Origin of the sequence: Enterococcus canintestini, from assembly GCF_001885735.1 — a bacterium.
Taxonomy (GTDB): Bacteria; Bacillota; Bacilli; order Lactobacillales; family Enterococcaceae; genus Enterococcus_C; species Enterococcus_C canintestini.
The window spans coordinates 1-18095 of sequence record NZ_JXKG01000004.1; the positions used below are offsets into that span (position 1 = coordinate 1).

Annotated in this window: 22 protein-coding genes; 20 read left to right on the forward strand and 2 right to left on the reverse strand. The window is 39.5% G+C overall.

The window, feature by feature from the left end:
* Positions 1-390 precede the first annotated feature (390 nt).
* From rpsL to tuf, 4 genes are all read left to right on the forward strand, one after another.
* Positions 391-804 (forward strand): 30S ribosomal protein S12, encoded by a 414-nt coding sequence (gene rpsL, locus RU96_RS03700; RefSeq protein WP_003127956.1) that lies wholly within the window; start codon positions 391-393, stop codon positions 802-804.
* Between the two features lie 59 nt (positions 805-863).
* Positions 864-1334 carry a 30S ribosomal protein S7 gene (gene rpsG / locus RU96_RS03705; protein ID WP_071864205.1) on the forward strand — a complete coding sequence of 157 codons (471 nt, stop codon included), beginning with the start codon at positions 864-866 and terminating at the stop codon, positions 1332-1334.
* Between the two features lie 100 nt (positions 1335-1434).
* The gene (gene fusA, locus RU96_RS03710) at positions 1435-3519 is read left to right on the forward strand and encodes an elongation factor G (RefSeq protein ID WP_071864206.1); all 2085 of its coding nucleotides are present in this window, start codon (positions 1435-1437) and stop codon (positions 3517-3519) included.
* Positions 3520-3670: 151 nt separating this feature from the next.
* Positions 3671-4858 (forward strand): elongation factor Tu, encoded by a 1188-nt coding sequence (tuf, locus tag RU96_RS03715; protein ID WP_071864207.1) that lies wholly within the window; start codon positions 3671-3673, stop codon positions 4856-4858.
* Positions 4859-5036: 178 nt separating this feature from the next.
* Here tuf and RU96_RS03720 read toward each other — a convergent pair whose 3' ends face one another.
* Together RU96_RS03720 and RU96_RS03725 are read right to left on the reverse strand one after the other, a co-directional pair.
* Positions 5037-5759, reverse strand: a complete 723-nt coding sequence (locus RU96_RS03720; RefSeq protein ID WP_071864208.1) for an NADPH-dependent oxidoreductase — start codon at positions 5757-5759, stop codon at positions 5037-5039.
* 29 nt (positions 5760-5788) lie between these two features.
* Entirely contained in the window at positions 5789-7213 is a 1425-nt protein-coding gene (locus RU96_RS03725) for an aminotransferase-like domain-containing protein (RefSeq protein WP_071864209.1), read from the reverse strand.
* A 174-nt stretch (positions 7214-7387) separates the two neighbouring features.
* On the opposite strand from RU96_RS03725, the gene thiD reads away from it, so the two are divergent.
* The 16 genes from thiD to rpmC all read left to right on the forward strand — a co-directional run bounded on the left by thiD (position 7388) and on the right by rpmC (position 18084).
* On the forward strand, positions 7388-8212 hold the full coding sequence (gene thiD / locus RU96_RS03730; RefSeq protein WP_071864340.1) for a bifunctional hydroxymethylpyrimidine kinase/phosphomethylpyrimidine kinase: 825 nt from the start codon (positions 7388-7390) through the stop codon (positions 8210-8212).
* Complete coding sequence (locus tag RU96_RS03735) at positions 8209-8757, forward strand: ECF transporter S component (protein WP_071864210.1); 549 nt, start codon at positions 8209-8211, stop codon at positions 8755-8757. The genes thiD and RU96_RS03735 overlap by 4 nt, the downstream gene beginning before the upstream one ends.
* Before the next feature lie 400 nt (positions 8758-9157).
* Complete coding sequence (locus RU96_RS03740) at positions 9158-10216, forward strand: phosphate/phosphite/phosphonate ABC transporter substrate-binding protein (RefSeq protein WP_071864211.1); 1059 nt, start codon at positions 9158-9160, stop codon at positions 10214-10216.
* Positions 10217-10591: 375 nt separating this feature from the next.
* Positions 10592-11344 carry a phosphonate ABC transporter ATP-binding protein gene (gene phnC / locus RU96_RS03745; RefSeq protein ID WP_071864212.1) on the forward strand — a complete coding sequence of 251 codons (753 nt, stop codon included), beginning with the start codon at positions 10592-10594 and terminating at the stop codon, positions 11342-11344.
* Positions 11345-11353: 9 nt separating this feature from the next.
* Complete coding sequence (phnE, locus tag RU96_RS03750; protein WP_071864213.1) at positions 11354-12154, forward strand: phosphonate ABC transporter, permease protein PhnE; 801 nt, start codon at positions 11354-11356, stop codon at positions 12152-12154.
* A 9-nt stretch (positions 12155-12163) separates the two neighbouring features.
* On the forward strand, positions 12164-12973 hold the full coding sequence (gene phnE / locus RU96_RS03755; RefSeq protein ID WP_071864214.1) for a phosphonate ABC transporter, permease protein PhnE: 810 nt from the start codon (positions 12164-12166) through the stop codon (positions 12971-12973).
* A 346-nt stretch (positions 12974-13319) separates the two neighbouring features.
* Positions 13320-13628: a 30S ribosomal protein S10 gene (rpsJ, locus tag RU96_RS03765; protein ID WP_002290443.1), complete on the forward strand. Its 309-nt coding sequence runs from the start codon at positions 13320-13322 to the stop codon at positions 13626-13628.
* A gap of 28 nt (positions 13629-13656) precedes the next feature.
* A complete protein-coding gene (rplC, locus tag RU96_RS03770) occupies positions 13657-14286 on the forward strand; it encodes a 50S ribosomal protein L3 (protein ID WP_016173519.1) in 630 nt (209 codons plus the stop codon).
* A gap of 28 nt (positions 14287-14314) precedes the next feature.
* Positions 14315-14938: a 50S ribosomal protein L4 gene (rplD, locus tag RU96_RS03775; protein ID WP_071864215.1), complete on the forward strand. Its 624-nt coding sequence runs from the start codon at positions 14315-14317 to the stop codon at positions 14936-14938.
* Positions 14938-15228: a 50S ribosomal protein L23 gene (locus tag RU96_RS03780; protein ID WP_016173521.1), complete on the forward strand. Its 291-nt coding sequence runs from the start codon at positions 14938-14940 to the stop codon at positions 15226-15228. Before rplD ends, RU96_RS03780 begins: the two co-directional genes overlap by 1 nt.
* A gap of 37 nt (positions 15229-15265) precedes the next feature.
* Entirely contained in the window at positions 15266-16099 is an 834-nt protein-coding gene (gene rplB / locus RU96_RS03785; protein ID WP_071864216.1) for a 50S ribosomal protein L2, read from the forward strand.
* A 42-nt stretch (positions 16100-16141) separates the two neighbouring features.
* Positions 16142-16420 carry a 30S ribosomal protein S19 gene (gene rpsS / locus RU96_RS03790; protein ID WP_071864217.1) on the forward strand — a complete coding sequence of 93 codons (279 nt, stop codon included), beginning with the start codon at positions 16142-16144 and terminating at the stop codon, positions 16418-16420.
* 22 nt (positions 16421-16442) lie between these two features.
* Positions 16443-16790, forward strand: coding sequence for a 50S ribosomal protein L22 (gene rplV, locus RU96_RS03795; RefSeq protein ID WP_071864218.1), 348 nt, complete (start codon positions 16443-16445; stop codon positions 16788-16790).
* Between the two features lie 13 nt (positions 16791-16803).
* Positions 16804-17469: a 30S ribosomal protein S3 gene (rpsC, locus tag RU96_RS03800; protein ID WP_016173525.1), complete on the forward strand. Its 666-nt coding sequence runs from the start codon at positions 16804-16806 to the stop codon at positions 17467-17469.
* Positions 17470-17471: 2 nt separating this feature from the next.
* Positions 17472-17906 (forward strand): 50S ribosomal protein L16, encoded by a 435-nt coding sequence (rplP, locus tag RU96_RS03805; RefSeq protein ID WP_071864219.1) that lies wholly within the window; start codon positions 17472-17474, stop codon positions 17904-17906.
* Positions 17896-18084, forward strand: coding sequence for a 50S ribosomal protein L29 (rpmC, locus tag RU96_RS03810; protein WP_002288664.1), 189 nt, complete (start codon positions 17896-17898; stop codon positions 18082-18084). Before rplP ends, rpmC begins: the two co-directional genes overlap by 11 nt.
* Positions 18085-18095 lie beyond the last annotated feature (11 nt).

Here is an 18095-nt window from a genome sequence, read left to right on the forward strand (position 1 = left end):
TCAAAGTATGAATTATTCAGGTTTAAAGCTTTTTTTTAAGAAATGATAGCCTTCTTGCCTTTCTTTTACAGTTAAAAAAACTATAATGTCTTTTCTTTAGGTGTGGGAACAAAAATGATATTTTGGCACAGGACTATTGATTAAAGACGAAGCTTTATAAAAACTATAATGACTGCAAAAAATATTGGGGTTTTTGTTGACACGTTATTTCAATCATGCTATTCTAACAAAGGTGCTTTGTCTACAGGTCTCTTAAAACAGACGTGCTGACTGTAAGAAAAGTACAACTGACGATTATGCACAAAGCTGCATTATTTTTTATCGCCGAAAAAGAACCACCTGGATGTGTGGAGCTAGAAAAGGCGAATCAAGGAAGGAGGAAAACAAGGGATGCCTACAATTAACCAATTAGTACGTAAACCTCGTAAATCCAAGGTTGAAAAATCAAATTCACCAGCATTGAACAAAGGATATAACAGTTTCAAAAAAGCTCAAACGAATGTGAACTCTCCGCAAAAACGTGGGGTTGCCACTCGTGTGGGTACAATGACACCAAAAAAACCGAACTCAGCTTTGCGTAAATATGCCCGTGTTCGTTTGTCTAACTTGATCGAAGTAACAGCTTATATCCCAGGTATCGGCCACAACTTACAAGAACACAGCGTTGTTTTATTACGTGGTGGACGTGTAAAAGACTTACCTGGGGTACGTTACCATATCGTTCGTGGTGCATTAGATACAGCTGGCGTTAACGACCGTAAACAATCTCGTTCTAAATACGGTACAAAACGTCCTAAAGCTTAATCTAGTTTACAGACTATATAAACACAATACAAAATGACTACGTAAAGGAGGAGTTACGGATGCCTCGTAAAGGTCCAGTTGCAAAACGCGATGTTTTACCAGATCCTATGTATAACTCAAAATTAGTAACCCGTTTAATCAACCGTGTTATGGTTGATGGCAAACGCGGGATTGCTGCAAATATTATCTATAATGCTTTTGACATTATTAAAGAATCTACTGGTAATGATCCATTAGAAGTCTTTGAACAAGCAATGAAAAATATCATGCCTGTCTTAGAAGTTAAAGCTCGCCGTGTCGGTGGTTCTAACTACCAAGTCCCAGTTGAAGTTCGTCCTGAACGTCGTACAACTTTAGGCTTACGTTGGGTTGTAAACTACGCACGTTTGCGTGGAGAACACACAATGGAAGAACGTCTTGCAAAAGAAATCATGGATGCAGCTAACAACACTGGTGCTTCTGTGAAAAAACGTGAAGACACACACAAAATGGCTGAAGCCAACCGTGCTTTTGCCCACTATCGTTGGTAAGATCTTTTTTGTTCTTGCAAAAAAGACAATTCGATTGTTACAAATAAGCGAGCAAAAGATTTCTTTTGCCGCTTTTTAAAGAGAGGAGCACAAGCAAGAAATGGCTAGAGAATTTTCGTTAGAAAAAACTCGTAATATTGGTATCATGGCTCACGTCGATGCAGGTAAAACTACTACGACTGAACGTATCCTTTATTATACAGGTAAAATCCATAAAATTGGTGAAACCCACGAAGGTGCTTCACAAATGGACTGGATGGAACAAGAACAAGAACGTGGTATCACTATCACTTCTGCTGCGACAACTGCTCAGTGGAAAGGTTACCGTGTCAACATCATCGACACACCAGGACACGTAGACTTCACAATTGAAGTACAACGTTCATTGCGTGTATTAGATGGTGCTGTTACCGTCCTTGACTCTCAATCAGGGGTTGAACCACAAACTGAAACAGTTTGGCGTCAAGCTACAGAATACCGCGTACCACGTGTTGTATTCTGTAACAAAATGGATAAAATTGGTGCAGACTTCTTGTACTCAGTTTCTACTTTACATGATCGTTTGGGCGCAAATGCGCATCCAATCCAATTACCAATTGGTTCAGAAGAAGATTTCACAGGTATCATTGACCTTGTGACAATGAAAGCTGAAATCTACACAAACGACTTAGGTACAGAAATTCAAGAAACTGAAATTCCTGAAGAATACCTAGAACAAGCGCAAGAATGGCGCGAAAAATTAGTCGAAGCAGTAGCTGAAACTGATGAAGATTTAATGATGAAATACCTAGATGGCGAAGAAATTACTGAAGCTGAATTAAAAGCTGGTATCCGTCAAGCAACAATCAACGTTGAATTCTTCCCTGTAATGGCTGGTTCAGCCTTCAAAAACAAAGGGGTTCAATTAATGTTGGATGCAGTTCTTGACTACTTGCCTTCACCATTAGATGTAGAAGCAATCAAAGGGATCGATCCTAAAACTGACGAAGAAACAACTCGTCCAGCTGACGACGAAGCACCTTTTGCTTCATTAGCATTTAAAGTTATGACTGACCCATTCGTAGGTCGTTTAACTTTCTTCCGTGTTTATTCTGGTATCTTGGAAAGTGGTTCATATGTATTGAACGCTTCTAAAGATAAAAAAGAACGAATCGGACGTATCTTACAAATGCACGCGAACACACGTAACGAAATCGACCGCGTTTATTCCGGTGATATCGCTGCTGCGGTTGGCTTGAAAGATACAACAACAGGGGACACTCTTTGTGCCTTAGATTCTCCAGTAATCTTAGAATCAATTGAATTCCCTGACCCAGTTATCCAAGTCGCTGTTGAGCCTAAATCAAAAGCTGACCAAGATAAAATGGGGATTGCATTACAAAAACTTGCAGAAGAAGATCCATCATTCCGCGTTGAAACAAACGTTGAAACTGGTGAAACAGTTATCTCAGGGATGGGTGAATTGCACTTAGACGTCTTAGTTGACCGTATGCGTCGTGAATTTAAAGTTGAAGCGAACGTTGGTGCTCCTCAAGTTTCTTATCGTGAAACTTTCCGTGCTGCTACTGAAGCAGAAGGTAAGTTTGTACGTCAGTCTGGTGGTAAAGGTCAATACGGTCACGTATGGATTGAATTTACGCCAAACGAAGAAGGTGCCGGTTTCGAATTCGAAAACGCCATCGTCGGTGGTGTGGTTCCTCGTGAATACATCCCAGCAGTTGAAAAAGGTTTAGTAGATGCAATGGAAAATGGTGTCTTAGCCGGTTATCCATTAGTAGATATTAAAGCAAAACTTTACGACGGTTCTTACCATGATGTCGATTCAAGTGAAACTGCCTTCCGTGTTGCTGCTTCTATGGCATTGCGCGCTGCAGCCAAAAAAGCAAAACCTGCAATCTTAGAACCAATGATGAAAGTTACAATTACTGTTCCAGAAGATTACTTAGGTGATATTATGGGTCACGTAACTGCTCGTCGTGGACGTGTTGAAGGTATGGAAGCACACGGTAACTCTCAAATCGTTAATGCTATCGTTCCGTTAGCAGAAATGTTTGGTTACGCAACAACATTGCGTTCAGCTACACAAGGTCGCGGTACTTTCATGATGGTATTTGATCACTATGAAGATGTACCAAAATCTATTCAAGAAGAAATTATCAAGAAAAACGGCGGTAAAGCTGAATAATTTTTGATGATTAGGATTTTTTTAAAAGAGCTATATTTTTTTAAAAAATTCGTGTACAATGTTAACGATGATAAGGGCAAACTGCCGTACGCGGCAGTTTACCTATCAAAAAATAAAAACTATTACGTATTTTTAGGAGGAACATTTTAAAATGGCAAAAGAAAAATTTGACCGTTCTAAACCCCATGTAAACATCGGTACTATCGGACACGTTGACCATGGTAAAACTACTCTTACAGCTGCAATTACAACTGTATTATCTAAAAAAGGTCTAGCACAAGCTTCTGCTTACGATCAAATTGATGGTGCACCTGAAGAACGCGAACGCGGTATCACAATTTCAACTGCTCACGTTGAGTATGAAACTGAAAACCGTCACTACGCTCACGTTGACTGCCCAGGACACGCGGACTACGTTAAAAACATGATCACTGGTGCTGCTCAAATGGACGGCGCGATCTTAGTAGTATCTGCTGCTGATGGTCCTATGCCTCAAACTCGTGAACACATCCTATTGTCACGTAACGTTGGTGTTCCTTACATCGTCGTATTCTTGAACAAAATGGACATGGTAGACGACGAAGAATTATTAGAATTAGTTGAAATGGAAGTTCGTGACTTATTGTCAGAATACGACTTCCCAGGCGACGACACTCCAGTTATCGCAGGTTCAGCTTTGAAAGCTTTAGAAGGCGACGCTTCATACGAAGAAAAAATCTTAGAATTAATGGCTGCAGTTGACGAATACATCCCAACTCCAGTTCGTGATACTGACAAACCATTCATGATGCCAGTCGAAGACGTATTCTCAATCACTGGTCGTGGTACTGTTGCAACTGGTCGTGTTGAACGTGGACAAGTTCGCGTTGGTGACGAAGTTGAAATCGTAGGTATCGCTGAAGAAACAGCTAAAACTACTGTAACAGGTGTTGAAATGTTCCGTAAATTGTTGGATTACGCTGAAGCTGGCGACAACATTGGTGCATTATTACGTGGTGTGGCTCGTGAAGATATCCAACGTGGTCAAGTATTATCAAAACCAGGTTCAATCACTCCACATACAAAATTCTCAGCAGAAGTTTACGTTTTAACTAAAGAAGAAGGTGGACGTCACACTCCATTCTTTACTAACTACCGCCCACAATTCTACTTCCGTACAACTGACGTAACAGGCGTTGTTGAATTACCAGAAGGTACTGAAATGGTTATGCCTGGCGATAACGTAACTATGGACGTTGAATTAATCCACCCAATCGCGATCGAAGACGGTACTCGTTTCTCAATCCGTGAAGGCGGACGTACTGTTGGTTCAGGCGTTGTTACTGCAATCGAAAAATAATTCTTGAACTTAATTAGAGGTTGTAACAGGTAACTGTTACAACCTCTTTTTTAGCAATAAAAAACACCGCACAATTACTAGAGCCGCTTAATTAAAAGCTTTAGTAATTGTGGCGGTATTTTTTTGTATTACATATTAGGCTAAAGACGCTTGAAATCAAGAGGTGCGTTGGTTAGGGCTAAAGTAGTTTTTGTTTTTTTAGGTAATCGTTAAAACTTTTATCGCTGCTAACGCTGTAGTAATCTGCGAATTTTTTCGTCCAAAGTTTTGTTTCCCGTGCTTCACCGAATTTTTTCATCGTTTTGTCGTAGTCTTCAATTAGTTGGTAATCATATTCTTTATAGGTATCATAATGAATAACGGCTTGTTTAGGTAAACGGGGTTTAATCTGCATTTCGACAGTCGGCTTACCGATACTAAGTCCGGCGACGGGATAAACATAATCAGGTAGATTAAAAAGTTCACTGACTGCTTCAATTTGATTGCGTACACTTCCCACAATGACACTTCCTAATCCTAGAGCTTCAGTGGCGATGACGGCATTTTGTAATGCTAAGCTGGCATCTGTTGTGGCAATAATCAAAGGGTTCAAACTATCTGTAATTTCATAAGCAACCTGTTCTTTTTGTGCTACCATTTGCGTTCGTTTTAAATCAGCTACAAAAAGTAAAAAGACGGAACTGTGAAGCATGTGGGGGTTAGTTGGGTTTATTGCCACTAGTTTTTCCCGCAGTGCTTTATCTTTTACTACAATAATGGAGTAGGCTTGGCCGTTCATCCAAGAAGGAGCCTGTCTACTGGCGGATAAAATCGCCTCTAATTCTTCATCTGTCAGCTCGTAATTTTCAGCGAAATTTCGATAAGTACGGTGGTTTTTTAATAGTGCAATCACGTCGTTCATTTTTTCCTCCTTTTACCCAGATGACGGCTTTAAAGCGTAGGCTGTGTCAGGAGCGTTTGCGTAATTCCTGCGATTTTTTCTGCTAAAGCAGTCGCTTTACTTGGGGTCAAACTGGTGTAATTTATTCTCATTGACATTGTATCATTACTAAAGAAAAAAGAAGGGGCTACGAGTAAATTTTCCTTTAAAAAAAGCTGCCAATCTTTTCTGCTTAAATTTTGATGTTGCCAAGTGAACCAATAATAAAGTCCCCCTTTAATTTCTGTAAACTGCCAGTCAGCTTTAAAAGGGGCAAAGGTTTGGCATAACAAGTCACTTCTCATTTTGAGATTATGGAGTAATTGAGTGTGCTCCTCATCGTACTCCGGATTATTTAAAGCAAAATTGGCCACTATTTGACTAAATAAATTGGTTTCACTGTCCAATATTTTTTTTGTGTTGGCTAAAGTCTGAATTAAATTTGTGGGGGCCAGTAGCCACCCGATTTTGATGCTTGATCCAAAAATTTTGGATAGTGAGCCCAAATAAAGTACTTGCTCCGGTGCAATTTCTTTTAGCTTTGGGATTGGGGTAGAAAAATTCAGCTCGCCGAATATATCATCTTCAATGATGGGAACATAATATTTGCGACAGATTTCAATAATTTTTATCCGTCGTTCATAAGAAAGACAGCGGCTGGTTGGATTTTGAAAAGTTGGATTTAAGTATAAGAGTTTCACTTTTTTTGCCAAAATTTGCTTTTCCAACTCTTTGGGCATGATCCCTTCTTGGTCAGTCGCAATTCCTTGTAACCGTAACCCGAGGGATTGAAAGAGAGGGAGTGCAAATAAAAAGGACGGATCCTCAGTGGCGATAACATCTCCGGGTTGTAAAAGTGTTTGTAAAATTAAAGAGATTGCTTGGGTAGACCCTGCGGTAATTAGCAAGTCTTGATTTTCTAAAGGAAGATGAAATTTTTGGGCTAGTTTTTTTGTGATGGTATCTTTTAGTGGCGTATAGCCCGTGACGGTTAAATTTTTTTCTTCCTTTATAATTTGATCCCACGTTAAAGCGGGAAATTTAAAAGCAGGAATTAAATCTGGTGGTAGCTCCCCGCTAGCAAAGTCCAGCGTCGCAGGATTTTTTTTCAGTCTATTTTGTTCTTTAATATAAGGGTCTGGTTGATTACGGGTAGTAAGTAAATGTTGCCACTGAAATTGAGGCGCCTGGCGCGACCCCCAGCGTCCTTTGGCGACTTCTGTTCCGCTGCCTTGTTTGCGTATTAGCCACCCTAGACTAGTAAGTTCTTCTAATGCGTGATTGACGGTGGAACGATTAACTTGATAAAAAGCGGCCATTTTACGTTCAGGCATTAAGCGATCGCCTGGGGCCAGTTTACCTGATTCAATTTCAGCGATAATGATTTCCATTAATTGCTGAAATAAAGGTGTTTTACTTTTACGATTTAAAGTCATGGGGGCTCCTTTTAATAAAAAAATCACTTTATAGTAGCGATTTTCATCGGTAGTATTAGCTCTAAAATGATTGGTTGGTTTCAAAATAAACCAATTGGTCGTTTTCGTCAAGGGTGGGAAGTTTTATACTTAAAACGAGTTTTTGCAATTATTCGGACCAAAAGGAGTGTTTCAATGAAAAAAGTTTTAACGATTGCAGGTTCTGATTCTACCGGTGGTGCCGGGTTAGAAGCAGATTTAAAAACCTTTGAAGAATACGGTGTCTTTGGCTTTGCGAGTATTACTGCCATCGTCACGATGGACCCTGCAACAGGTTGGTCTCACGAAGTTACAGAACTGCCGGCTGATTTATTAGTCAAACAATTGATTTCTGCTTTTGCCGGTGAAGAAATGGCCGCCTTAAAAACGGGAATGATGGGTAATGAAGCCAATATCTTAGCTACAGTTGATTTTTTAGCTGATAAAAAAGTAGCCAATATCGTCGTAGATCCTGTAATTGCTTGTAAGGGAACAGCGCAGATCTTACAACCGCAAGTGGTTGCAGCTTTGAAAAAATATCTATTACCGCTAGCAACTATCACTACCCCTAATTTAGTGGAGGCAGGAATTTTATCAGAATTGGGAGATTTAACCAGTGTAGCGGATATGCAAAAAGCTGCGCGGGCAATTTATCAACAAGGGGCTAAAAATGTCATTGTAAAAGGGGGACATCGTTTAAAAGAAGATAAAGCGATTGATGTGTTTTACGATGGGACTGATTTTGTTACTTTGGAAAATGAATTGTATCAAACCGACTACAATCACGGTGCTGGTTGTACCTTTGCGGCTGCTGTAACGGCTGGTGTTGCAAAAGGAGCGCCGGTAAATCGGGCTGTCAGTATGGCCAAACAATTTGTCGCCGCAGCAATTAAAGAAGGTCTACAAATCAATCCTTATGTGGGGCATGTTTGGCATGGTGCATATAATCAAGCAGAAAATCGAATGGCGGTGACACAATGAGAAAAAAATCTTCTATTCAAGCGCTGGTCTTAGTGGCGCTTTTTACCGCGTTGACTGTTATTGGTACTACCATTAAAATTCCATTACCAACAGGAGCGTTCGTTCACTTGGGCAATGCCGTCTTGTTGTTGGCTGTTTTGTTATTAGGTTATTTAAAAGGATCTCTTGCTGGCGGATTGGGCTTTTTTATCTTTGATTTATTAAATGGTTACGCTACAGAAGCGCCTTATTTTATTTTGGAAAGTTTTATCGTTGGGGCTGCGGCCTATGGTGCACTGCTTATTTTTAAGAAGAAACCAACTGCGATTTGGCAAGTAGTTGTCATTGGCGTGGTAACTGCGATTGCGAAACTTTTGATGACCCAAATTAAAAACATGGTGATGTTGTTGATTGCCGGTGCGGATTTTCAAGCTGCTTTTGCCGGTGCGTTAACGAAATTACCTGCCACTTTAATTAATGTTACCTTGACAGTGATTATTGTGGCGTTGGTATATTTTCCGTTGAAAAAAGCGCTAGTGACCACGATGAAACGTTCTTTTGTTTAAAAATTAGCGCTGATAGGCGCTAGATTGTTTGTTAGGAGGTGTGACAAAAGTCTGGTCACGCCTCTTTTTTTGCAAATAAATGGTATGAGAAAATTGCTTTTGTCACAATTTTTTATAGTTATTAGAATAATGTTCGGCTCTGGGTGGGAAAAAGAGTGAAAAATCGGCTATTAGCTTTGCATAAAATTATGAAAAGTGTTTTTTATTTTCAATTATAAGGCGAAATAATTTTGTTTCTTAAGGTTAAGAGCCCAAAAATTCTTTCAAGTATTATTTACCTAAAAACTAGATAAATTCCCTGCCTTTTTTAGAAATATTCGTCTTTTCAAGGGGTATAAATTATGTTATTATTTGTTCGCAGTGAAATCTGTGCTGTAGTTATTCATTATGGGAGGATATTATGTTTAAAAAAGTTTTGAAAGTGGGTTTGGCCAGTGCAGCGGCAATGCTTTTACTAGCTGGCTGTGGTAGTTCTTCTTCAAACGATAGCAAAGGTGAAAAAGATGCCGACGGTAACATTAAGTTGGAAAAATTAACGATTGGTTTTGTACCTTCACGGGATGCAGACGAAATCGTAACTGCTACAGAACCTTTGAAAAATCTTTTGAAAGACCAAATGAAAAAAGAAGGCTATAACATCGAAAATGTCGACATCTCAGTTGGTACAAGCTATGAAGCAGTCGGTGAATCATTATCTTCTGGTACACTTGATGTTGGTTTCATTCCTGGTGGGACATACGTTTTATATGAAGATGGAACAGATGTATTGTTAACTGCAACACGAAAAGGTTTGTCAATTGATTCAGACGATGCCAAAGTTTGGAACGATGAAAAACCAACTAAAAATACAGACGAACAAGTGGCTTATTACCGCGCTTTAATTATTGCAGGACCTTCAGCAAAAGGCCAAGCTTTAGCTAAAAAAGTTAACGCAGGTGAAAAATTAACTTGGGATGATCTAAACAGCGCTTCTTGGGCAATGGCTAACTCTTCATCTTCAGCAGGATACATTTACCCAACCTTATGGATGAACAAAAACTACGATAAAACATTGTTAGACTTAAAAGATGCAGTTCAATCTGATTCATACGCAAGTTCATTTGCCCGTTTAGCAGCAGGTCAAATTGACGTGGTAATGGCTTACGCAGATGCGCGCTTAGACTATGTCGACACTTGGACAAAAGAATTTGGTCGTAAAAATGATATCTGGTCTGAAACAAACGTAATCGGTGTAACAGACCCAATTTATAACGATACAATCAGCGTCAGCAAAAATGCACCAAACATGGATGCAGACTTGAAAAAAGCTTTAAGTAAAGCTTTCATTGAAATTGGTAAAACAGAAGAAGGTAAAAAAGTAATCAGCATTTATAACCATGAAGGTTACAAAGAAGCCAAAGCTTCTGATTACGACGATGAGAAAAAAGCGCAAGAATTAATCAAAAAAATTAGTGAATAATCACAATTAGTTTTTAAAAACAGAAAAACAGGGGTTGTGACAAAAGTCTTGTCACACCACCTATTTCCGAATAAACGGTTGACAGAAGCAGCTTTTTCGGAAATAAGACGGAATTTCCAAAAATTTGAAAAACAATTTTCGGGAATTCCGTCTTATTTCTTGAAGCTGATCGCTTCTGTCACAATCTCTTGCTTTTTTTGTATGAATGATTGAACACTTTGCAGGATAAGCCGAAATTTTAAAATTTAGGAGGTAAAAGCTTTTACCTCGCATATCGTATCACGACGGTTAGTAAGCTTAAAATTTCGTCTTATTGTGGGAAGGGATATTTTTTCGACAATAGTAATTAAAACTTCAGTGTGAAAGGATACAGCAATGATTAAATTTGAAGATGTGCAAAAAGTTTATCCTAACGGTACAGTTGCACTAAAAGACATTAATTTAGAAATCCAACAAGGTGAATTTGTAGCCATTATCGGTCTTTCCGGTGCCGGAAAATCAACCCTTATTCGCTGCATTAACCGCATGCACGATATTAATTCAGGTACTTTGTTAGTCAATGATGTCAATGTGAGCCAATTAAAAGGCAAAGAAATTCGTGAATTTCGCAAAAATATTGGGATGATTTTCCAATCATTTAATCTGGTTACACGCTCAACAGTTTTGAAAAATGTTTTGGTTTCTTCTGTACCAGACATGCCTTTATGGCGTCGGGTTCTTGGTATTTTTCCAAAAGAAGATAAAATTCGTGCCTTAGAAGCATTGGATAATGTGGGGATTTTAGATAAAGCATACACACGGGTAGACCAGCTTTCTGGTGGGCAACAACAGCGGGTAGCTCTAGCACGAACACTAGCGCGCAAACCAGGGATTATTTTGGCCGATGAACCAGTTGCTTCTCTTGATCCAGTAACGGCAAAATCTGTAATGGAAGATTTACGTCGGATTAATCGTGAAATGAATGTGTCTATTTTACTAAATATTCACCACGTAGAATTAGCCTTAGAATACTGTGATCGCGTTATCGGGATTCGCCAAGGGGAAATCGTTTACGATGGCCCAACTGATGTCGTCGACCAAAGTATTTTGGATGAAATTTACGGCAAAAATCAACCTGTGGAAGCGTAGGTGGTCAGCTTGTTTAAAAAGACATTAACTTTAAGTAACGGCAAACAAGTGACAAGTAAACGGTCATTTTTGCCTATTTATATTTTTATTACTGTTGTCTTTATGTTTGTGGCAGCAGATGTAACGAACTTTTCTTTTAGTACTTTAATTTTAAGAAGTAAACAATTCTTCGTCATTATCGGCGATATGATTCAGCCTAACTGGAAGTACATGGATCGCGTTTTTGGACCATTGCTAGAAACGATTAAAATGTCTTTATTAGGTTCTATCATTGGCTCACTTTTAGCGATTCCTTTTGCAGTTTTATCTTCTATTAATATTGTCAAAAATCGTTTTGTCGCAGGTATCTTCAAATTCATTTTAAGTGTCTTGCGGACTTTACCAACATTAGTAGTAGCGTTAATTGCGACATTTATTTTAGGTTTAGGCGCGTTTGCCGGAACGATTGCAATCTTTATCTTTACGATTTCTTATGTGGGTAAAATCATGTACGAACAAATTGAAACCATTGATATGCGCACTTTTGAAGCGATGGAATCGTTTGGCTTAACTAAAATGCAAGCATTTCGTTATAGTATTTTGCCAGAAATTTTGCCAAACTACTTATCAACTTCAATTTTCTGTTTTGAAGGAAACGTCCGCTATGCTTCAATTTTAGGTTATGTTGGTGCCGGCGGTTTAGGTTTATTGTTAAATGAACGACTAGGTTGGCGTGATTATGCCAGCGTAGGTTCTATTTTAATGATGTTAATTGTAACAGTTGCGTTGATCGAGATGCTAAGTGAATACTTGCGTCAGAAATTAAAATAGGGGGACGCCATGAATACATTAGTAGAAAAACAATTGGCAAAAGAGCCCAATAAAAAAGTACAGTATGCCACTATCGCTTTAATTGTAGTGGGGATGTTCATCTGGTCACTAACTGCCATCAAAATTAATAAAACCAGTACCGATGGTTCCCAAGTGGCGTTAAATATTTTAAAAGGGATTGTAACGCCGGATTTAAATTTCTTGTTTGACTTTTCCAACACTGGCGTGGCTTATTTACTTTTTGAAACAATTTGTATTGGTTTTTTAGGTACGATTTTAGGTTCAATCTTCTCAATTCCGATTGCCTTTTTAATGTCACCAAGTATTATGCCAAAACCAGTTTATGTAATTACGCGCTTTTTAGTTGTCATTATTCGGACAGTGCCGGCATTAGTTTATGGACTAATGTTCGTGCGGGTAACTGGAACAGGTCCTTTTGCTGGTGTGATGACAATGTCTGTGACCTCAATTGGGATGGTTTCGCGTTTATATGTGGATGCGATTGAAACCATTGATACAGGTGTCTTGGAATCGATGACTTCAATTGGAGCGACAACCTTTGACAAAATTCGGTTTGGCATTTTGCCACAGTTAATTAGTAACTTTGTTTCCATTACAATTTATCGTTTTGATATGAATTTACGGGATGCGACAATTTTAGGTTTAGTGGGTGCCGGTGGTATTGGCTCACCATTAATGTTTGCCATCAACGGTTACAAGTGGAATCAAGTCGGTTCGATTTTAATTGGTTTAATCGTTTTAATTTTAATCGTCGAAGTTGTATCCAATAAAATTCGGGCTAAATTAATTAACGGCTAAAAATTAGTCAGTAACAAAAATTTTTAGAAAAAATAGGACAATCTTAAAAGCAGTGGCAAATTTTGTCGCTGCTTTTTAGCTACAAAAGATGAAACCCTTTCCAAAGAAAAATAGACAAAAAGTGCGTGAAATCAATAAAAAATGCTTGCTATCATAGGTGAGATATACTATAATCATAAAGGTGCTGCTTACAAAAACGTGAAATGCACTGGTAGGATAAGCTTTTATTCTGCCGGCTACGAAACGAGAGGTTGCGACACGCCCGGACGCTTTGCCATGGACGAGCGTGACGGAAATTTTCGTGGAGCTATGTCTACTTTTCAAAATAGGCGAAGGAGGGAAAACAATGGCAAAACAAAAAATTCGTATCCGTTTAAAAGCGTATGAACATCGTATTTTAGATCAATCAGCGGATAAAATCGTGGAAACTGCAAAAAGAACTGGAGCTTCTGTGTCAGGTCCAATTCCATTACCAACAGAACGCAGCTTGTACACAATTATTCGTGCGACTCATAAATACAAAGATTCTCGCGAACAATTCGAAATGCGTACTCACAAACGTCTAATCGACATTGTGAATCCAACACCGAAGACAGTTGATGCTTTAATGAAGCTAGACTTGCCAAGCGGCGTTAACATTGAAATCAAACTATAATTAATCAAATTAAGATGGAGGTGTAATCATGACCAAAGGAATCTTAGGGAAAAAAGTGGGAATGACTCAAATCTTCACTGAATCTGGTGAGTTAGTACCTGTAACTGTTGTCGAAGCTACTCCAAACGTAGTATTACAACTTAAAACAGTGGAAAACGACGGCTATGAAGCAGTTCAAGTCGGTTACCAAGATATGCGTGAAGTTTTATCAAACAAACCTGCGCAAGGTCATGTTGCAAAAGCAAACACGGCTCCTAAGCGCTTCATTCGCGAATTCAAGGATGTTGAGCTAGAGGGCTTAGAAGTAGGATCAGAAATCAAAGTTGATATTTTCGAAGCTGGCGATATCATCGATGTAACTGGTACAACTAAAGGTAAAGGATTCCAAGGCGTAATCAAACGTCACGGCCAAAGCCGCGGACCAATGGCTCACGGTTCTCGTTATCACCGTCGTCCTGGTTCAATGGGTCCTGTAGCACCTAACCGAGTATTTAAAGGCAAACGTTTAGCAGGCCGCATGGGTGGCAACCGCGTAACAATCCAAAACTTGGAAGTTGTTCGTGTTGATGCTGAACGTAACGTAATCCTAATTAAAGGTAACGTTCCTGGCGCGAAGAAATCATTGATTACTATTAAATCTGCTGTGAAAGCAAAATAAGTAAACTTAAGGAAGGAGGAACTTAGGAATGCCGAATATTGCATTATTTAAACAAGATGGTAGCCAAAATGGCGAAATCACATTAAACGAAGAAATCTTCGGAATTGAACCAAATGAAAGTGTTGTCTACGATGCAATCATCATGCAACGCGCTTCATTACGACAAGGAACACACGCTGTGAAAAACCGTAGCGCAGTTCGAGGCGGTGGCCGTAAACCATGGCGCCAAAAAGGAACTGGTCGTGCTCGTCAAGGTTCAATCCGTTCACCACAATGGCGTGGCGGTGGCGTTGTCTTTGGACCAACTCCACGTTCATACAGCTACAAACTTCCTAAAAAAGTTCGTCGCTTAGCAATGAAATCTGTTTTATCAGAAAAAGTTGCTGAAAATAAATTGGTTGCAGTTGATGCATTAAGCTTTGACGCACCAAAAACAAAAGAATTCAAACAAGTTTTAGCAAACTTGTCAGTTGATACTAAAGTATTAGTTGTACTTGAAGCAGACAACGACTTTGCTGCTTTATCAGCTCGTAACTTACCAAACGTATCTGTTGTTACTTCTAACAACGTATCTGTATTGGATGTAGTTTCAAGCGATAAAATGTTAGCAACTCAAGCTGCTCTGACTCAAATTGAGGAGGTGCTTGCATAATGAACTTACTAGACGTTATCAAACGCCCAGTGATCACTGAAAAATCTATGCTTGCCATGGATGATAAGAAATATACTTTCGAAGTGGACACAAAAGCGAACAAAACTTTAGTAAAACAAGCAGTTGAAGCTGCTTTTGACGGTGTTAAAGTGAAAAACGTTAATATCGTGAACGTGCGTCCTAAATTCAAACGCATGGGCAAATATGCAGGATACACAAAGAAACGTCGTAAAGCGATCGTTACTTTAACTGAAGAATCAAAAGAAATTACAATTTTCGAAGCTGAATAAGCATTAAATTCTACTACTATATAGGAGGGAAACAGGCGTGGCAATTAAAAAGTACAAACCTACCTCAAATGGTCGCCGTAATATGACAAGCTCTGACTTTGCTGAAATTACAACAAGCACTCCAGAGAAAACATTATTGGCACCGTTGAAAAACAATGCCGGTCGTAATAACAACGGTCGTATCACTGTACGTCACCAAGGCGGCGGTCACAAGCGTCAATACCGCGTAATCGACTTCAAACGTAACAAAGATAACGTTGTTGCTACAGTTAAAACAATCGAGTATGATCCAAACCGTTCTGCTAACATCGCGTTAGTACATTATTCAGACGGTGTTAAAGCTTACATCTTAGCTCCAAAAGGCTTAGAAGTAGGTATGACAGTAGTTTCTGGTCCAGAAGCTGATATCAAAGTTGGGAATGCATTACCACTTGCAAACATCCCAGTTGGTACTGTTATCCACAACATCGAAATGAAACCAGGTAAAGGCGGACAATTAATCCGTTCTGCTGGTACAAGCGCTCAAGTATTAGGTAAAGAAGGCAAATATGTCTTAATCCGTTTAAACTCAGGCGAAGTACGTATGATCTTAGCAACTTGCCGTGCAACAATCGGTTCTGTTGGGAATGAACAACATGAATTGATTAACATTGGTAAAGCTGGTCGTTCTCGTTGGATGCGTAAACGTCCTACAGTTCGTGGTAGCGTAATGAACCCTAACGATCACCCACACGGTGGTGGTGAAGGTAAAGCACCAATCGGTCGTAAAGCTCCAGTATCACCTTGGGGTCAACCTGCATTGGGTTACAAAACACGTAACAAAAAAGCTGCTTCAGACAAACTTATCGTACGTCGTCGCAAAGCTAAATAAGTTTTTTGACCATGTGGTCTACATTTTGGAAGGAGGTTCACCATGGGTCGTAGTTTAAAGAAGGGACCTTTCGTCGATGAACACTTGATGAAAAAGGTCGAAGCACAACAAGGTGCCGAAAAGAAAAAAGTCATCAAAACTTGGTCACGTCGTTCAACAATTTTTCCGAACTTTATCGGATTTACTATTGCTGTCTATGACGGACGCAAGCATGTCCCAGTTTACATTCAAGAAGACATGGTAGGACATAAATTAGGTGAATTTGCACCAACCAGAACTTATCGTGGGCATGCCGCTGACGATAAGAAAACAAGACGTTAATATTTGAGGGGAGGATATCATCATGGCAGAACAAATTACAAAAGCTAAAGCAACTGCGAAAACAATTCGCGTATCTCCTCGCAAATCTCGTCTAGTGATCGATTTAATTAGAGGTAAAAGCGTTGCTGAAGCAATTGCAATCTTAAAGTTCACACCAAATAAAGCTGCCGGAATCATCGAAAAAGTTTTGATGTCAGCAGTTGCGAATGCAGAAAACAACTTTGACTTAGATGTTGAAAACTTAGTTGTTTCCGAAGCCTTTGTTAACGAAGGACCAACAATGAAACGTTTCCGTCCACGGGCTAAAGGTTCAGCTTCACCAATCAACAAACGTACAAGTCATATCACTGTAGTCGTATCAGAAAAATAAGGAGGGATAATCAGTGGGTCAAAAAGTACATCCAATTGGAATGCGTGTAGGCATCATCCGCGACTGGGATGCAAAATGGTATGCTGAAAAAGAGTATGCTGACTTCTTACACGAAGATTTGAAAATCCGTAAGTTTATCGCGACTAGATTAGCTGACGCTGCAGTTTCTACTGTTGAAATCGAACGTGCTGCTAACCGCGTGAACGTTTCTATCCACACTGCTAAACCAGGTATGGTTATTGGTAAAGGTGGTTCAGAAGTTGAAAACTTACGTAAACAATTAAACAGCTTAACTGGCAAACGTATCCACATCAATATCGTGGAAATCAAAAAACCAGATTTAGATGCAAAATTAGTGGGCGAAGGAATTGCTCGCCAATTAGAAAACCGGGTTGCGTTCCGTCGCGCTCAAAAACAAGCAATCCAACGCACAATGCGTTCTGGTGCTAAAGGAATCAAAACAATGGTATCTGGTCGTTTAAACGGCGCTGATATCGCTCGTAGCGAAGGCTACTCAGAAGGTACTGTTCCACTTCACACATTGCGTGCTGATATCGACTACGCATGGGAAGAAGCAAACACTACCTACGGAAAATTAGGAGTTAAAGTGTGGATCTATCGTGGCGAAATCTTGCCAACGAAAAAGAACGCTCAAAACACTGAGAAAGGAGGGAAATAAACATGTTAGTACCTAAACGTGTAAAACACCGTCGTGAGTTCCGCGGTAAAATGCGTGGCGAAGCAAAAGGTGGTAAAGAAGTAGCATTTGGTGAATACGGCTTACAAGCTTTAGAATCTCACTGGATTACTAACCGCCAAATCGAAGCAGCGCGTATTGCAATGACTCGTTATATGAAACGTGGCGGGAAAGTATGGATCAAAATTTTCCCTCATAAATCATATACAGCAAAAGCTATCGGGGTCCGGATGGGTTCTGGTAAAGGGGCACCTGAAGGCTGGGTATCACCAGTTAAACGTGGTAAAATCATGTTTGAAATCGCCGGTGTACCTGAAGAAGTTGCTCGTGAAGCATTACGTCTTGCTTCTCACAAATTACCAGTGAAAACTAAGATCGTAAAACGTGAGGAAATGGGTGGTGAATCGAATGAAGGTTAAAGAAATCAGAGAATTAACCACTGCCGAAATGCTTGATCAGGAAAAACAATTGAAAGAAGAATTGTTCAACTTGCGTTTCCAATTAGCAACCGGTCAATTAGAAAACACTGCACGTATCAAAGAAGTACGTAAATCGATTGCACGCATCAAAACTGTATTGCGTGAACAAGCGAAGTAATTGTGGAAGGA

What these genes read in the sequence shown, in the direction of transcription:
- rplC (WP_016173519.1), top strand. Translation starts at nt 13,657, where the DNA reads ATGACCAAAGGAATCTTAGGGAAAAAAGTGGGAATGACTCAAATCTTC.
- rplV (WP_071864218.1), top strand. Translation starts at nt 16,443, where the DNA reads ATGGCAGAACAAATTACAAAAGCTAAAGCAACTGCGAAAACAATTCGC.
- RU96_RS03725 (WP_071864209.1), bottom strand. Translation starts at nt 7,213, where the DNA reads ATGACTTTAAATCGTAAAAGTAAAACACCTTTATTTCAGCAATTAATG.
- rplP (WP_071864219.1), top strand. Translation starts at nt 17,472, where the DNA reads ATGTTAGTACCTAAACGTGTAAAACACCGTCGTGAGTTCCGCGGTAAA.
- RU96_RS03740 (WP_071864211.1), top strand. Translation starts at nt 9,158, where the DNA reads ATGTTTAAAAAAGTTTTGAAAGTGGGTTTGGCCAGTGCAGCGGCAATG.
- RU96_RS03735 (WP_071864210.1), top strand. Translation starts at nt 8,209, where the DNA reads ATGAGAAAAAAATCTTCTATTCAAGCGCTGGTCTTAGTGGCGCTTTTT.
- rpsS (WP_071864217.1), top strand. Translation starts at nt 16,142, where the DNA reads ATGGGTCGTAGTTTAAAGAAGGGACCTTTCGTCGATGAACACTTGATG.
- rpsL (WP_003127956.1), top strand. Translation starts at nt 391, where the DNA reads ATGCCTACAATTAACCAATTAGTACGTAAACCTCGTAAATCCAAGGTT.
- phnE (WP_071864214.1), top strand. Translation starts at nt 12,164, where the DNA reads ATGAATACATTAGTAGAAAAACAATTGGCAAAAGAGCCCAATAAAAAA.
- rpsJ (WP_002290443.1), top strand. Translation starts at nt 13,320, where the DNA reads ATGGCAAAACAAAAAATTCGTATCCGTTTAAAAGCGTATGAACATCGT.
- rpsG (WP_071864205.1), top strand. Translation starts at nt 864, where the DNA reads ATGCCTCGTAAAGGTCCAGTTGCAAAACGCGATGTTTTACCAGATCCT.
- rplD (WP_071864215.1), top strand. Translation starts at nt 14,315, where the DNA reads ATGCCGAATATTGCATTATTTAAACAAGATGGTAGCCAAAATGGCGAA.
- phnC (WP_071864212.1), top strand. Translation starts at nt 10,592, where the DNA reads ATGATTAAATTTGAAGATGTGCAAAAAGTTTATCCTAACGGTACAGTT.
- thiD (WP_071864340.1), top strand. Translation starts at nt 7,388, where the DNA reads ATGAAAAAAGTTTTAACGATTGCAGGTTCTGATTCTACCGGTGGTGCC.
- RU96_RS03780 (WP_016173521.1), top strand. Translation starts at nt 14,938, where the DNA reads ATGAACTTACTAGACGTTATCAAACGCCCAGTGATCACTGAAAAATCT.
- RU96_RS03720 (WP_071864208.1), bottom strand. Translation starts at nt 5,759, where the DNA reads ATGAACGACGTGATTGCACTATTAAAAAACCACCGTACTTATCGAAAT.
- rpmC (WP_002288664.1), top strand. Translation starts at nt 17,896, where the DNA reads ATGAAGGTTAAAGAAATCAGAGAATTAACCACTGCCGAAATGCTTGAT.
- tuf (WP_071864207.1), top strand. Translation starts at nt 3,671, where the DNA reads ATGGCAAAAGAAAAATTTGACCGTTCTAAACCCCATGTAAACATCGGT.
- fusA (WP_071864206.1), top strand. Translation starts at nt 1,435, where the DNA reads ATGGCTAGAGAATTTTCGTTAGAAAAAACTCGTAATATTGGTATCATG.